Annotated in this window: 12 protein-coding genes; 3 read left to right on the top strand and 9 right to left on the bottom strand. The window is 63.3% G+C overall.

What is annotated here, in order from left to right:
• Positions 1-2: 2 nt before the first annotated feature.
• The 3 genes from trpE to rpe form a co-directional block, all read right to left on the bottom strand.
• The gene (gene trpE, locus BN2475_RS03745; protein ID WP_094778242.1) at positions 3-1,496 is read right to left on the bottom strand and encodes an anthranilate synthase component I; all 1,494 of its coding nucleotides are present in this window, start codon (positions 1,494-1,496) and stop codon (positions 3-5) included.
• Between the two features lie 368 nt (positions 1,497-1,864).
• Complete coding sequence (locus BN2475_RS03740; RefSeq protein ID WP_094778241.1) at positions 1,865-2,581, bottom strand: phosphoglycolate phosphatase; 717 nt, start codon at positions 2,579-2,581, stop codon at positions 1,865-1,867.
• Between the two features lie 13 nt (positions 2,582-2,594).
• Positions 2,595-3,278, bottom strand: a complete 684-nt coding sequence (gene rpe / locus BN2475_RS03735; RefSeq protein ID WP_094778240.1) for a ribulose-phosphate 3-epimerase — start codon at positions 3,276-3,278, stop codon at positions 2,595-2,597.
• Between the two features lie 272 nt (positions 3,279-3,550).
• On the opposite strand from rpe, the gene apaG reads away from it, so the two are divergent.
• Entirely contained in the window at positions 3,551-3,925 is a 375-nt protein-coding gene (apaG, locus tag BN2475_RS03730) for a Co2+/Mg2+ efflux protein ApaG (RefSeq protein WP_094778239.1), read from the top strand.
• 93 nt (positions 3,926-4,018) lie between these two features.
• Here apaG and BN2475_RS34575 read toward each other — a convergent pair whose 3' ends face one another.
• Entirely contained in the window at positions 4,019-4,180 is a 162-nt protein-coding gene (locus BN2475_RS34575; protein WP_162844457.1) for a hypothetical protein, read from the bottom strand.
• 28 nt (positions 4,181-4,208) lie between these two features.
• Here BN2475_RS34575 and mltA point away from each other — a divergent pair, with 28 nt between their 5' ends.
• Positions 4,209-5,333 (top strand): murein transglycosylase A, encoded by a 1,125-nt coding sequence (mltA, locus tag BN2475_RS03725; protein ID WP_094778395.1) that lies wholly within the window; start codon positions 4,209-4,211, stop codon positions 5,331-5,333.
• Positions 5,334-5,515: 182 nt separating this feature from the next.
• Here the strand turns inward: mltA and paaK are convergent, their stop codons facing one another.
• The 5 genes from paaK to paaN all read right to left on the bottom strand — a co-directional run bounded on the left by paaK (position 5,516) and on the right by paaN (position 11,326).
• A complete protein-coding gene (gene paaK, locus BN2475_RS03720) occupies positions 5,516-6,820 on the bottom strand; it encodes a phenylacetate--CoA ligase PaaK (protein ID WP_094778238.1) in 1,305 nt (434 codons plus the stop codon).
• Between the two features lie 149 nt (positions 6,821-6,969).
• Positions 6,970-7,431, bottom strand: coding sequence for a hydroxyphenylacetyl-CoA thioesterase PaaI (gene paaI, locus BN2475_RS03715; protein WP_094778237.1), 462 nt, complete (start codon positions 7,429-7,431; stop codon positions 6,970-6,972).
• A 1-nt stretch (position 7,432) separates the two neighbouring features.
• Positions 7,433-8,224, bottom strand: a complete 792-nt coding sequence (paaG, locus tag BN2475_RS03710) for a 2-(1,2-epoxy-1,2-dihydrophenyl)acetyl-CoA isomerase PaaG (RefSeq protein ID WP_094778236.1) — start codon at positions 8,222-8,224, stop codon at positions 7,433-7,435.
• Between the two features lie 60 nt (positions 8,225-8,284).
• Positions 8,285-9,487, bottom strand: a complete 1,203-nt coding sequence (gene pcaF / locus BN2475_RS03705; RefSeq protein ID WP_094778235.1) for a 3-oxoadipyl-CoA thiolase — start codon at positions 9,485-9,487, stop codon at positions 8,285-8,287.
• A gap of 138 nt (positions 9,488-9,625) precedes the next feature.
• Positions 9,626-11,326 (bottom strand): phenylacetic acid degradation protein PaaN, encoded by a 1,701-nt coding sequence (paaN, locus tag BN2475_RS03700; protein ID WP_094778234.1) that lies wholly within the window; start codon positions 11,324-11,326, stop codon positions 9,626-9,628.
• A 133-nt stretch (positions 11,327-11,459) separates the two neighbouring features.
• Here paaN and BN2475_RS03695 point away from each other — a divergent pair, with 133 nt between their 5' ends.
• Positions 11,460-12,236, top strand: a complete 777-nt coding sequence (locus BN2475_RS03695) for an enoyl-CoA hydratase (RefSeq protein ID WP_094778233.1) — start codon at positions 11,460-11,462, stop codon at positions 12,234-12,236.
• Positions 12,237-12,267: the final 31 nt, after the last annotated feature.

Raw genomic sequence — 12,267 nt, 5'->3', positions numbered from 1 at the left:
GGTCAGAAGTCGCTATCGAGGCCGTCTTGAACCTGTTCGGCGGCGCGCAACACAGCGCGTGCCTTGTTCTCGGTCTCTTGCCATTCGGATTCCGGCACCGAATCCGCGACCACGCCCGCGGCCGCCTGCACATACAGATTACCGTTCGCGATCACGCCGGTGCGGATCGTGATGGCCAGATCCATTTCGCCGGTGAACGACAGATAGCCTACCGCACCGCCGTACAGGCCGCGCTTCACGGGTTCCAGTTCGTCGATCAGTTCCATCGCGCGGACCTTCGGCGCGCCCGACAGCGTGCCGGCCGGGAACGTGGCGCGCAGCACGTCGAAATTGGTGGTGCCGGGTTTCAGCTTGCCTTCGACCGAACTCACGATGTGCTGCACATGCGAGTATTTTTCGATCACCATCTTGTCGGTCACGACCACCGAGCCGATTTGCGCGATGCGGCCCACGTCGTTGCGCGCGAGGTCGATCAGCATCACGTGCTCGGCGATTTCCTTCGGGTCGTTCAGCAGTTCGGTCGCGAGTTCCGCATCGCGTGCCGGCGTGTTGCCGCGCGGACGGGTGCCGGCGAGCGGCCGGATCGTGACGATGCGATCCTCGCCGCGCTTTTCCTGACGCACCAGAATTTCCGGCGATGCGCCGACCACATGGAAGTCGCCGAAGTTGTAGTAATACATATACGGCGACGGATTCAGCGAGCGCAACGCGCGATACAGCGACAACGGATTGTCGCGGTATGGCTTGGTCAGACGCTGGCCGACCTGTACCTGCATCAGTTCGCCGGCGGCGATGTATTCCTTCGCCTTGCGCACGGCGGCCAGATAGTCGTCTTTTGCGAATTCGCGGTAGGTCTCCGTGCGCACGCTGGCCGATGTGACCGGCGGCTCCACGGTCGCGCGCAAACGCTGACGCAGCTCACGCAGACGTTGTCTGGCTTTCGTGTACGCCTCGGCTTGCGTCGGATCGGCATACACCACCAGATAAAGCTTGCCCGCGAGGTTGTCGATCACCGCGACTTCTTCGGTGAGCAGCAACTGGATGTCGGGCAGATTCAGATCGTCTTTCGGCGCGCTATGCGCGAGCTTTTTCTCAATGTAGCGCACCGCGTCATAGCCGAAATAGCCGGCCAGACCGCCCGCGAAACGCGGCAGTCCCGGGTGCTGCGCCACTTTGAAACGGCCCTGGAATTGCCGGATGAAATCGAGCGGGTCGCCCTCGTGCGTTTCGACGACCTGGCCGTCGCGCACCACTTCCGTCACACCATTGCGGGTGCGCAACAGCGTGCGCGCCGGGAGTCCGATGAACGAGTAGCGGCCGAACCGCTCGCCGCCCACCACCGATTCCAGCAGGAACGAGTTGGCGCCGTTGCGTTCGCTCTGCGCGAGCTTCAGATACAGCGAGAGCGGCGTTTCGAGGTCGGCCAGCGCTTCGGCGATCAGCGGAATGCGGTTGAAACCCTCGTTGGCGAGGGACTGGAATTCGAGTTCGGTCATGTTCCGATCCTGTACGGTGGTCCGGCGGCAGCGTGCGTCGGACAAAGCGGGGCGTTGCGCGACCGGTCAGGGTGTTCGTCGGCATTGCGACACGTGATACCGACCGGCGCGAGTTTCCCATCGACGCGAGCAACGGGTTTCAGCGCGTAGACGTACTTTGTGGGTACACGCAGGCTGAATCAACCGATGCAGCGAAACAAGATGATGGAAAAACGCGTGAGCGCAGCGAAGTAAAAAACGGTTGCCGAAGACGAGCTTCAGCGTACCTCAGGCGAGGTTAGCGTGACCAGCGACGCCAGGGCCAAGCTCCCCGGTCGATGCTACTCAGACTCCGTTTTTTATTCAGAAACATGAGGATGAAGGACTTTTCAAGTCGTGGAATGGTGCGCTGCGATCGCCTTGGCGGCGTCGAGCAGCGAGGCAACTATACCATCGGATTTTATTGTTTGTATAGCTTGGCCGTGGTTGTAGCCGTATGGCACGGTCAGCGTTGCCATGCCCGCCGCACGGCCTGCCAGCGCGTCGTTCTCCGAATCGCCGATGGCCACCGTCGCCCGCGGTTCGACACCGAGCTGCGCTGCGGCGGTGAGCATCGGCAATGGGTCCGGCTTCTTTTTCGCGAGGCTGTCGCCGCCGAGCACCACGCTGAAATACTGCGCGAGCCCGTACTGCTGCAGCAGTTCGAGCGCGAACCGGTGTGGCTTGTTGGTCACGCAGGCGAGCTTCAGGCCGGCCTCGCGCAGCGCGATCAGGCCGGCTTCGACGTCGGGATAAAGCCGCGTGTGCAGCCCGTTGATCTTCGCGTATTCCGCCTGATAGATGGCGAGCGCTTCGTCGAAGCGATCTTGCGCATGGTCCGCTTCGAAGCGCGGCGCCAGCACGCTGCGGACCAGGTGCTCCGAACCCTTGCCGACATAGCCGACCACTTCCTCGCGCGACGTTTCCATCGCATCGAGTTGAGCAAGCATGCCGTTCAGGCCGGCGGTGAAGTCGTCGGCGGTGTCGATCATCGTGCCGTCGAGGTCGATGATCGCGGCTTGCAGGCGCGGGCCGGTGAAGGTCGGGGCGGCGAACGGAGCGGTCATAGGGCTGCGGGTATCAGTGCTGAACGTTGGCGAGCGCCGCGCGCATCTTGTCGATCACGACCTTGTGGTCCGGCGCGCCGAAGATCGCCGAACCCGCCACGAACGTGTCCGCGCCGGCCGCCGCGATTTCCGCGATGTTGTCGACCTTCACGCCACCGTCCACTTCCAGGTGAATCTCGCGGCCGGTCCGTTCCTTGTACGCGTCGATCCGCTTGCGCGCTTCGCGCAGCTTGTTGAGCGCTTCGGGAATGAACGACTGGCCGCCGAAGCCCGGATTCACCGACATGATCAGCACGAGATCGAGCTTGTCCATCACGTGATCCAGATAGTTCAGCGAGGTGGCCGGATTGAACACCAGGCCGGCCTTGCAGCCGTGATCGCGGATCAGCGACAGCGTGCGGTCGATATGGTCCGAGCCTTCCGGATGAAAGCTGATCAGGTTCGCACCGGCCTTGGCGAAGTCCGGCACGATGCGGTCCACCGGGCGCACCATCAGATGCACGTCGATCGGCACGTTCACGTGCGGGCGGATTGCTTCGCAGACGAGCGGGCCGATGGTCAGGTTCGGCACATAGTGGTTGTCCATTACGTCGAAGTGAATCCAGTCGGCGCCGGCGGCGACGACGTTGCGGACCTCTTCGCCGAGGCGGGCGAAATCGGCGGACAGAATGCTGGGGGCGATGCGGAATTGCGTCATGAGGAGAGCGGATGCAAGCGGGAAAGGGCCATTTTACCGTTTTGTGCGCGGCGGGACCGGCTCGCGGGCGGTGCAAGGCCCGCGCCGGCGAGCCGTGGACGTGACAACGCGTCTGAGCGGCCCCTGGCCGAAGGATTTGCCCGGTTGCGGGCGTGCCGCGCATCAAGCAGAATGCCAAACCATCAGCGCCGCTTTGCCGCTGCACCCGCAAACCATTGGCGTGAGGGTGTTGCCGCGATTTTTTACACCCGCTTCAGCAGACCGGAATCAGGATGAGCCAGTACGAATTCAGCGTCTCGGCGCAGGTGCAATATTTGCCAGAAGAGTCGGACCCGGAGCGCCGCCAGTACGCGTTTGCCTACACGCTGACTATCCGTAACACCGGCCAGGTGCCTGCCCAGTTGATTGCGCGTCATTGGGTCATTACCGACAGCGACAACACCGTGCAGGAAGTAAAAGGCCTCGGCGTGGTCGGCCACCAGCCGCTGCTCAAACCGGGCGAGCATTTCGAATATACGAGTTGGGCGGTCATCGCGACGCCGGTCGGCACCATGCGCGGCGATTATTTCTGCGTGGCCGAGGACGGCGAGCGTTTTGATGCGCCGGTGCCGGAGTTCATCCTGCGCATGCCGCGGACGTTGCATTGAACCGGGGCGCGAGCCCGCGGTCTTTAATCACTTGTATGCACGCTCGTACGTACGGTTGAAGGCGCACTGCAGCGCACGGTCGATCGGTTAGCGTTATTGCGGTTTTTGCTGCCTGGACCGTTCACTCGTGTTGGCGCGCGTCGCTTTCTTCTTGCCGGACGACGTCCACACAACGATAAACACGAGCAGGAAGAGCGCGAGGAGCGATTCCAGCGCGAAGATGAGCATCGGGTATTCGTCGAACAGATCAGACATGGCGGTTTCCATCAAGAACGAACATTGTATGCGTTTTGTCCGCACGACCGGAGCATGGCTCGGAGCGCTTTCGGTTGCGGTGTTGCTGGCGTCCTGCGGTGGGGGCGGCGCGATCCGGCCGTCGGTTTCGCCACCCACGGGTGCGGCGATCATACCTGGCCAGATTGCCGCGACGCGACTTACGGCAGTCGCCTGGCAGCAGGTGCCGGGCTGGCAGGACGATTCGCTGATCGGTGCGACGGCCGCGTTGCGGCAGAACTGTGCGAGACTCGCGCGTCAACCGAACTGGTCGCGTGCGTGTGCTGCGGCGGCGCAGCTCGACGATCTCGACGTCACCGGCGCGCGGGCCTTTTTCGAAGCCTATTTCACGCCTTTCCAGCTAGCCAATAACGACGGCACGCTCGACGGTCTCGTCACCGGCTACTACGAGCCATTGCTGCGCGGTTCGCGTACCCGGCATGGCATGTATCAGACGGCGCTGTATCGCTGGCCCACCGGTTATCGCGCGGGCGCGCCGCTGCCGGCGCGTGCGCAACTCGAACGCGCGGGCGTGCTCAATGGCAATGAACTGGTGTGGGTCGACGATCCGATCGAAGCGTTCTTTCTGCAGGTGCAGGGGTCGGGGCGGATCGTGATGGAAGACGGCAGCGTGATGCGCGTCGGTTTCGGCGGCACCAACAATCAGCCGTACAAGTCGATCGGACGCTGGCTGCTGGATCGCGGCGAGCTCACGCCCGCGCAAGCGACCATGCAAGGCATCAAGGCATGGGCGCGCGCCAACCCGAGCCGGGTCGATGCGCTGCTCGACACCAATCCGCGCTTTGTGTTTTTCCGCGAGATGCCGTCCGGCGAAAGCGTGCCGAGCGGCGGTGCTGACGGTCCGATCGGCGCGCTCGGCGTGCCGTTGACACCGGAGCGCTCGATCGCGGTCGATCCGACATCGATACCGCTCGGCACGCCGGTGTTCTTGCAGACCACGCGTCCGTTGACGAACTCGCCGATGAACCGGCTTGTGTTCGCGCAGGATACGGGCACGGCGATCAAAGGCGGTGTGCGCGCCGACTACTTCTGGGGTCTTGGCGACGACGCCGGCGATCTGGCGGGCAAGATGAAGCAGGGCGGCCGCATGTGGTTGTTGCTGCCGAACTCATGAGTGTTCGGTGACGGGGGCGCGCGGGTGGCTTCGGAATCGAAGCCACCGCACGACTTGCAGTTCGAACTCGCGCGTTCCTGACCTGAACGCCCGATTCCGGCGAACTTCTCTGAGTCGCCGAAACGGCGTCGCGCCCGGGTGCAGATCCGTAACGCGAATGACGCCGTTTTTCCTTGCCTGAATCAAAGTCCCGGCTTGCGCTTGTCCACCACGCGTCGCGCCTTGCCCACCGAACGCTCGATCCCGTTTACGGCCAGCACGTTGACCACCGCGCTCACACCGATCAGCGCCTTGATCTCGTAAGCCAAGGTCTGCCTTGCCGTGTTGAGCGCGGCCGTATCGGGTGCGGTTTCCGGGCAGGGCTCGACATTTAGCGTCATGACGTCGAGCGGGCCTTCCTTGGTCAGCACGATCTGATAGTGAGGCGCGAGCGCATGCTGCTTGAGCAGCAGTTCTTCGATCTGCGTCGGGAACACGTTCACGCCACGCACGATCATCATGTCGTCCGAGCGGCCGGTGATTTTCTCCATCCGCCGCATGGTGCGAGCGGTACCCGGCAGCAGGCGCGTCAGGTCGCGCGTGCGGTAGCGGATGACCGGCAACGCTTCCTTGGTCAGCGACGTGAACACCAGCTCGCCGAGTTCGCCGTCAGGCAGCACCTCGCCGGTTTCGGGATCGATGATCTCCGGATAGAAATGATCTTCCCAGATGGTCGGGCCGTCCTTCGTCTCCACGCACTCCGATGCAACGCCGGGTCCCATCACCTCGGACAGCCCGTAGATGTCGACGGCATCGATGCCCATGCGCTTTTCGATCGCCTCGCGCATCTCGTTGGTCCACGGCTCCGCGCCGAAGATACCGATGCGCAGCGAGCAGCTGGCTGGATCGATGCCTTGACGTTCGAATTCGTCGGCAATCGACAGCATGTAGCTCGGCGTCACCATGATGATGTCCGGCCGGAAGTCCTGAATCAGTTGCACCTGCTTTTCCGTCTGGCCGCCGCCGAACGGGATCACGGTGAGGCCCGCGCGCTCCGCGCCATAGTGCGCGCCGAGGCCGCCGGTGAACAGGCCGTAGCCATAGCTCACGTGAACCTTGTCGCCGCGCTTGGCGCCCGCGGCGCGGACCGAACGCGCGACGAGATTCGCCCACGTGTCGATATCGCGTGCGGTATAGCCCACGACAGTCGGCTTGCCCGTCGTACCGGACGACGCGTGAATCCGCGAGATCCGTTCCTGCGGCACGGCGAACATCCCGAACGGATAGTTGTCGCGCAGATCCTTTTTGCTGGTGAAAGGAAAGCGCGCCAGATCCGCGAGGGTCTTCACTTCGCTCGGATGCACGCCGGCTTCGTCGAACTTGCGTCGATAGACCGGCGAATTTTCATAGGCGTGGTTCAGCGACCATTTGAGTCGTTCGAGTTGAAGCGCAGCAAGTTCGTCACGGCTGGCGGTCTCGATCGGGTCGAGCGGAAGGGAGGGGTTCATCGAATGTCTCCTTGGTGCGTCAGTGCCTGACGTCTGATGTACAGCACGCTTGTGCGCAAAAAAAAACGAGACCGGCTGCTCCCGGTAAATGTGGCGACCGTGAATCGCTGCTTTGTCGCGCGTTCTCCGCGCGGTTGCATGTCTGCCTGTCAATCGCCCATGGGAATCAGCTTGCCTTTGATGTGTGCCGATTTGCCGCGAAACATGGCGACGGTTTCGCCAGCGCGATTCGTGACGCGAATATCGTAGATACCGGTACGGCCGCTCAGTATCTGCTCGACGGCTTCCGCCGTCAGCACGTCGCCGCCTTGCACCGGTCGCAGGTATTCGATCGAACAACCGGCCGCGACCGTGTTGATGTTGTATGTATTGCAGGCGAACGCGAACGTCGAATCAGCAAGCGTGAAAATCAGGCCGCCGTGGCAGATCTGATGGCCGTTCAGAAAGTCGTCGCGCACGGCCATGCGCAGACGCGCATACCCTGGGCGCACTTCGAGGATTTCGAGGCCGAGTGCCCGGCTGCACGCGTCGTTCTCGTACATTGCGGCCGCCGTCGCGCGGGCGAGTTCGTCCGGTGTCATCTGGTGCGGGTGGTAGCTTTGAGTCGGCATGTCAGCGGCCCTCGAAGCGTGGCGCGCGCTTTTCCACGAACGCCTGCACGCCTTCGGTGTAGTCGTGCGAAGCGCCGAGTTCGCGTTGCAAATCGCGCTCGAGGTCGAGTTGCCGGTCTAGCGATTGCGCGTTGCCCGCACGCATTGCCCGCTTGATCGCGGCGATTGCGCGCGTGGGTTGCTGCGCGAGTTGGGCCGCGAGTTTCGCCGCGGCGGCGGACAGTTCCGCGTCGTCGAGCACTTGCCAGATCATGCCCCAGCTTTCGGCTTTTTCCGCGCTGAGTTTGTCGCCGGTAATGGCGAGCCCCAACGCACGGGCCATGCCGACACGCTGTGGCAGGAACCAGGTGCCCCCCGAGTCCGGCACGAGGCCGATCTTCACGAACGCCTGAATGAAGCTGGCGGAGCGAGCCGCGAGCACGAGGTCGCAAGCCAGCGCCACGTTGGCGCCGGCGCCGGCGGCCGTGCCATTGACTGCGGCGATCACCGGTAGCGGCAGCGCTTGAAGACGGCGAATCAGCGGGTTGAAGTGCGCCTCGATCGGCTCGCCCAGATCGGCCGTCGCGCCTGGCGTGAAGTCCAGGTCGGCGAGATCCTGGCCGGCGCAGAAGCCGCGACCGGCACCGGTCAGCACGAGCGCACGAACGCCGGACTTTTCAACCTGATCGAGCGCGTCGCTCAACTCCCGATGCATCGCACGGGTGAAACTGTTCAGCTTGTCAGGTCGGTTCAGCGTGATGGTTGCTACGTGGCTCGATGTGTCGATGTCGAGGCGAATCGCTTCATATGACATTAGGTGTCTCCTCAAAGTCTCGTTAGCCGATGGGTTCTGCAGCGTTGGCCGGCGTTGCTGTCAGAGCCGCTCGATGACCAGCGCAATGCCTTGGCCGACGCCGATACACATCGTGCACAGCGCGAAGCGACCGTTGATCCGTTCCAGTTGATACAGCGCGGTCGTGATCAGACGCGCACCCGATGCGCCCAAGGGGTGGCCGAGCGCAATGGCTCCGCCGTTTGGATTGACGCGCGGATCGTCATCGCGCAGACCGAGCGTGCGCAGCACGGCCAGCCCTTGCGACGCGAATGCTTCGTTCAGCTCGATCACGTCGAATTGTGCGAGCGTCATGCCGAGTTGCTTGAGCAGCTTTTGCGTGGCAGGCGCGGGTCCGATGCCCATGATGCGCGGCTCGACGCCCGCGGTCGCCATGCCTACCACGCGAGCGCGGCGCCGCAGGCCATACTGGTCCGCCGCCTGCTGATTCGCGAGCAACAGTGCGCAGGCGCCGTCGTTCACGCCGGACGCGTTGCCTGCCGTCACACTGCCGTCCGGGCGCACCACGCCTTTGAGCTTGCCGAGGTTTTCGAGCGAGGTTTCCCGCGGATGCTCGTCGAGCACCACGCGCACGGGGTCACCTTTCTTCTGCGCGATCTCGACGCCGACAATTTCCTGAGCCAGCGTGCCGTCCCGTTGCGCGCGTGCCGCTTTTTGCTGGCTCGCGAGCGCAAACATGTCCTGATCCGCGCGGCTCACGCCGAACTCGACGGCGACGTTTTCCGCGGTCTCCGGCATTGAATCGACGCCGTACTGGCGTTTCATCAGCGGATTGAGGAAGCGCCAGCCGATGGTCGTGTCATGGATCTCGGCTTGACGCGCGAACGCGCTGCTTGCCTTGCTCATGACGAACGGTGCGCGCGTCATGCTTTCGACGCCGCCGGCAATCATCAGGCGCGCTTCGCCGGCTTTGATCGCGCGTGCGGCGGTGCCGACCGCATCCATGCCCGAGCCGCACAGGCGGTTGATAGTGGTGCCCGGCGCATCCGTGGGCAGGCCGGCCAGCAATGCCGACATACGTGCGACGTTGCGATTGTCTTCGCCGGCCTGATTGGCGCAGCCGTAGATGACGTCGTCGACGGCGCGCCAGTCCACGCCAGGATTGCGCTCGATCAGCGCCCTGATCGGTACGGCGCCGAGATCGTCGGCCCGGACATCTTTCAGGGCGCCGCCGTAGCGGCCGATAGGGGTGCGAATCGCATCGCAGATGAAGGCGTCGTTCATGGGAATTCTCGCTGGGACGGATCGGCGTGTCATGCCGATCCGCTGTCTCATGTTAGTTGGGGCGCACGACCTGGTCCATTCGGCCAAACGGCATAGGAATGAAGCCGTGCGTTGTCTTATGCAGTCGTCTTATGCCATTCAGCCAGCTACCGCCGGCGCCGCTTTCGGTTCAACATGAACGCGGCTTTGAACGACGCGGAAGCGGTTGGCGACAAAGGCTGCATCGGCGAGCGCGGCATTCGCTGCCGGATTCGCTCCCGTGCCGTGGAAGTCCGAGAAGGCTGCGGACTGGTTGACGAACACCGCGCCGGTCAGATTGATCGACAGTGCTACGCCGCCGCGAATCGATGCCTCGTGTGCTTGGTCGAGCACGGCTGCGTCGGTGCTGTAGGCCGACAGCGTCAGTGCGCCGTGTTCGGCGGCAATGGCGCCGGCAAGATCGAGCGACTGCGCGGTCGAATCCGTCGCGATCACGAACGAGATCGGGCCGAACCATTCCCTGGTGAACTGCGCGTGGTCGGTGGCGGCGTCGAGTTGCAGCACGAGCGGCGTGCGCACGCGAGCGCCAGCGAAAGCCGGATGTTCGAGCGCGTGGCTCTCGACGAGAACGCGGCCGAGCCTCGCCGCTTCGTCGATGCGTTGGATGACGCCTTCGTTCTGAATGGCGCCGAGCAGTTCGACCGCGCGGGCCGGGTCGGCAACGAGCTTTTGCACGGCGCCAGCAATGGCTTGAGCGACTTCGTCGAAGCTGAGTGTGCCGTCGGCGGTGCGGATGCCGTTGCGTGGCACGTAGATGTTCTGCGGTGCGGTGCACATCTGGCCCGAGTACAGCGCCAGTGAAAAGGCGATGTTGCGAGCCGCCGCTTTGATATCGTCGACGGAGTCGATCACGATCTGGTTGACGCCGGCTTTTTCGGTGTAGACCTGCGCCTGGTGCGCATTGCGCTCGAGCCACGTACCGTTCTGGGTACTTCCGGTGAAGTCGATGAGTTTGATTTCCGGGCGCAGCGCGAGGTCCTGGACGAGCGCGCCGTCATTCGGGTCGGTGGCCAGCAAGGTGACGACGTTCGGATCGAAGCCTGCTTCGCGCAACACGTCGCGCGCAATGCGTACGGTCAGCGCGAGCGGCAAAATCGCGCCCGGATGCGGCTTGACGATGACCGTATTGCCCGTGGCCAGATCGGCGAAGAGTCCCGGATAGCCATTCCAGGTGGGGAACGTGCAGCAGCCGAGTACGAGGCCGGTGCCGCGCGGCACGATGGAGTACCGCTTGTGCATGGCGAGCGGCGGATTCTTGCCTTGCGGCTTTTCCCAGTGAGCGTCCGCGGGAATGCGGCGCAACTGGTCCCACGCGTACACGACCGCTTCGAGCGCGCGATCTTGTGCATGCGGGCCGCCCGCCTGAAAAGCCATCATGAATGCCTGGCCGGTGGTGTGCATCACGCTGTAGCCAATCTCGAAGCTCGCGCGATTCAGCCGAGAGAGGATTTCGAGGCTCACACCTATCCACGCCTGTGGGCCTGCTGCGCGCCAGTCGCGCTGCGCGGCAGCGGCTGCCGCAATCAGCGCAGCTGGATCGGCCTTCGGGTAGCGTACGCCGAGCGGGAAGCCGAACGGCGACACCTCGGCGCCGACCGTTTCGCCGGTCGCAGGCTGGTCCAGTTCGAACGTTGCATTGAGAAGCGCCTTGAAGGCGGCTTCGCCGTCCGCGTTGGCTGTTTCCCCGTACACTTTCGGGCTGGGCATCTCGACGAACGGACTCCAGTAGCCGCGCGTTTCGACCGCGGTGAGTGCCTTTTGCAGCGTGTCTTCGTGCTTGGTGAATAGCGGATGTGTCATAGCAGAGGGGCCTGGCTGTGTGTTGGGGAAAAGCCTGTCGAATAATTGACCGACCGGTTGGTTGGCGAATGGTAGCATTATTAGGAGAGCCGCGCGAAGCGTTTTCGCGTGTGATTTACCACTAGGAGGCGGTATGGTTTACGAGAACATTCTGGTTGAGACGCGGGGACGGGTCGGTTTGATCACGTTGAATCGCCCGAAGGCGTTGAACGCGTTGAACGACGCATTGATGGACGAACTGGGCGCCGCGCTGCGCGAGTTTGACGCCGACGACGCGATCGGTGCGATTGTCGTGACCGGTAGCGAAAAGGCTTTCGCCGCCGGCGCCGACATCGGCATGATGTCGACCTACACCTACATGGATGTCTACAAAGGCGACTACATCACCCGCAACTGGGAAACGGTTCGCTCCATTCGCAAGCCGATCATTGCTGCGGTGGCGGGCTTTGCGCTCGGCGGTGGCTGTGAGTTGGCGATGATGTGCGACATCATCGTGGCAGCCGACACTGCGAAGTTTGGCCAGCCAGAAATCAAGCTCGGCATCATGCCGGGCGCCGGTGGCACGCAACGGCTGCCGCGCGCGGTCTCGAAAGCGAAAGCTATGGATCTCTGCCTGACCGCCCGCTTCATGGATGCGGCGGAGGCAGAGCGGGCAGGACTGGTTTCGCGAGTTGTTCCGGCTGCCTCGCTGGTTGACGAATCTATCGCTGCAGCGGCGACCATCGCGGAGTTCCCGCTGCCGGCCGTGATGATGGTGAAAGAGTCGGTCAATCGTGCATATGAAACGACGCTCGCGGAAGGTGTGCATTTTGAGCGTCGTCTGTTCCATTCGCTCTTCGCGACGGAGGATCAGAAGGAAGGTATGGCCGCGTTCGTGGAGAAGCGCAAGCCGGTTTTCAAGCATCGTTAATACGCTTGTCAAAATAACGCTTGCAAGCCCC

The sequence above is a fragment of the Paraburkholderia ribeironis genome, from assembly GCF_900019265.1.
In the GTDB taxonomy this organism is placed as follows: domain Bacteria; phylum Pseudomonadota; class Gammaproteobacteria; order Burkholderiales; family Burkholderiaceae; genus Paraburkholderia; species Paraburkholderia ribeironis.
The sequence above is the reverse complement of the archived record's forward strand: the minus strand, read 5'-3'. Positions and strand labels throughout refer to the sequence as shown.

Excerpts from the sequence above, each read along its gene's own strand:
- trpE (WP_094778242.1), bottom strand. The coding sequence starts at position 1,496 with ATGACCGAACTCGAATTCCAGTCCCTCGCCAACGAGGGTTTCAACCGC.
- BN2475_RS03740 (WP_094778241.1), bottom strand. The coding sequence starts at position 2,581 with ATGACCGCTCCGTTCGCCGCCCCGACCTTCACCGGCCCGCGCCTGCAA.
- rpe (WP_094778240.1), bottom strand. The coding sequence starts at position 3,278 with ATGACGCAATTCCGCATCGCCCCCAGCATTCTGTCCGCCGATTTCGCC.
- apaG (WP_094778239.1), top strand. The coding sequence starts at position 3,551 with ATGAGCCAGTACGAATTCAGCGTCTCGGCGCAGGTGCAATATTTGCCA.
- BN2475_RS34575 (WP_162844457.1), bottom strand. The coding sequence starts at position 4,180 with ATGTCTGATCTGTTCGACGAATACCCGATGCTCATCTTCGCGCTGGAA.
- mltA (WP_094778395.1), top strand. The coding sequence starts at position 4,209 with ATGCGTTTTGTCCGCACGACCGGAGCATGGCTCGGAGCGCTTTCGGTT.
- paaK (WP_094778238.1), bottom strand. The coding sequence starts at position 6,820 with ATGAACCCCTCCCTTCCGCTCGACCCGATCGAGACCGCCAGCCGTGAC.
- paaI (WP_094778237.1), bottom strand. The coding sequence starts at position 7,431 with ATGCCGACTCAAAGCTACCACCCGCACCAGATGACACCGGACGAACTC.
- paaG (WP_094778236.1), bottom strand. The coding sequence starts at position 8,224 with ATGTCATATGAAGCGATTCGCCTCGACATCGACACATCGAGCCACGTA.
- pcaF (WP_094778235.1), bottom strand. The coding sequence starts at position 9,487 with ATGAACGACGCCTTCATCTGCGATGCGATTCGCACCCCTATCGGCCGC.
- paaN (WP_094778234.1), bottom strand. The coding sequence starts at position 11,326 with ATGACACATCCGCTATTCACCAAGCACGAAGACACGCTGCAAAAGGCA.
- BN2475_RS03695 (WP_094778233.1), top strand. The coding sequence starts at position 11,460 with ATGGTTTACGAGAACATTCTGGTTGAGACGCGGGGACGGGTCGGTTTG.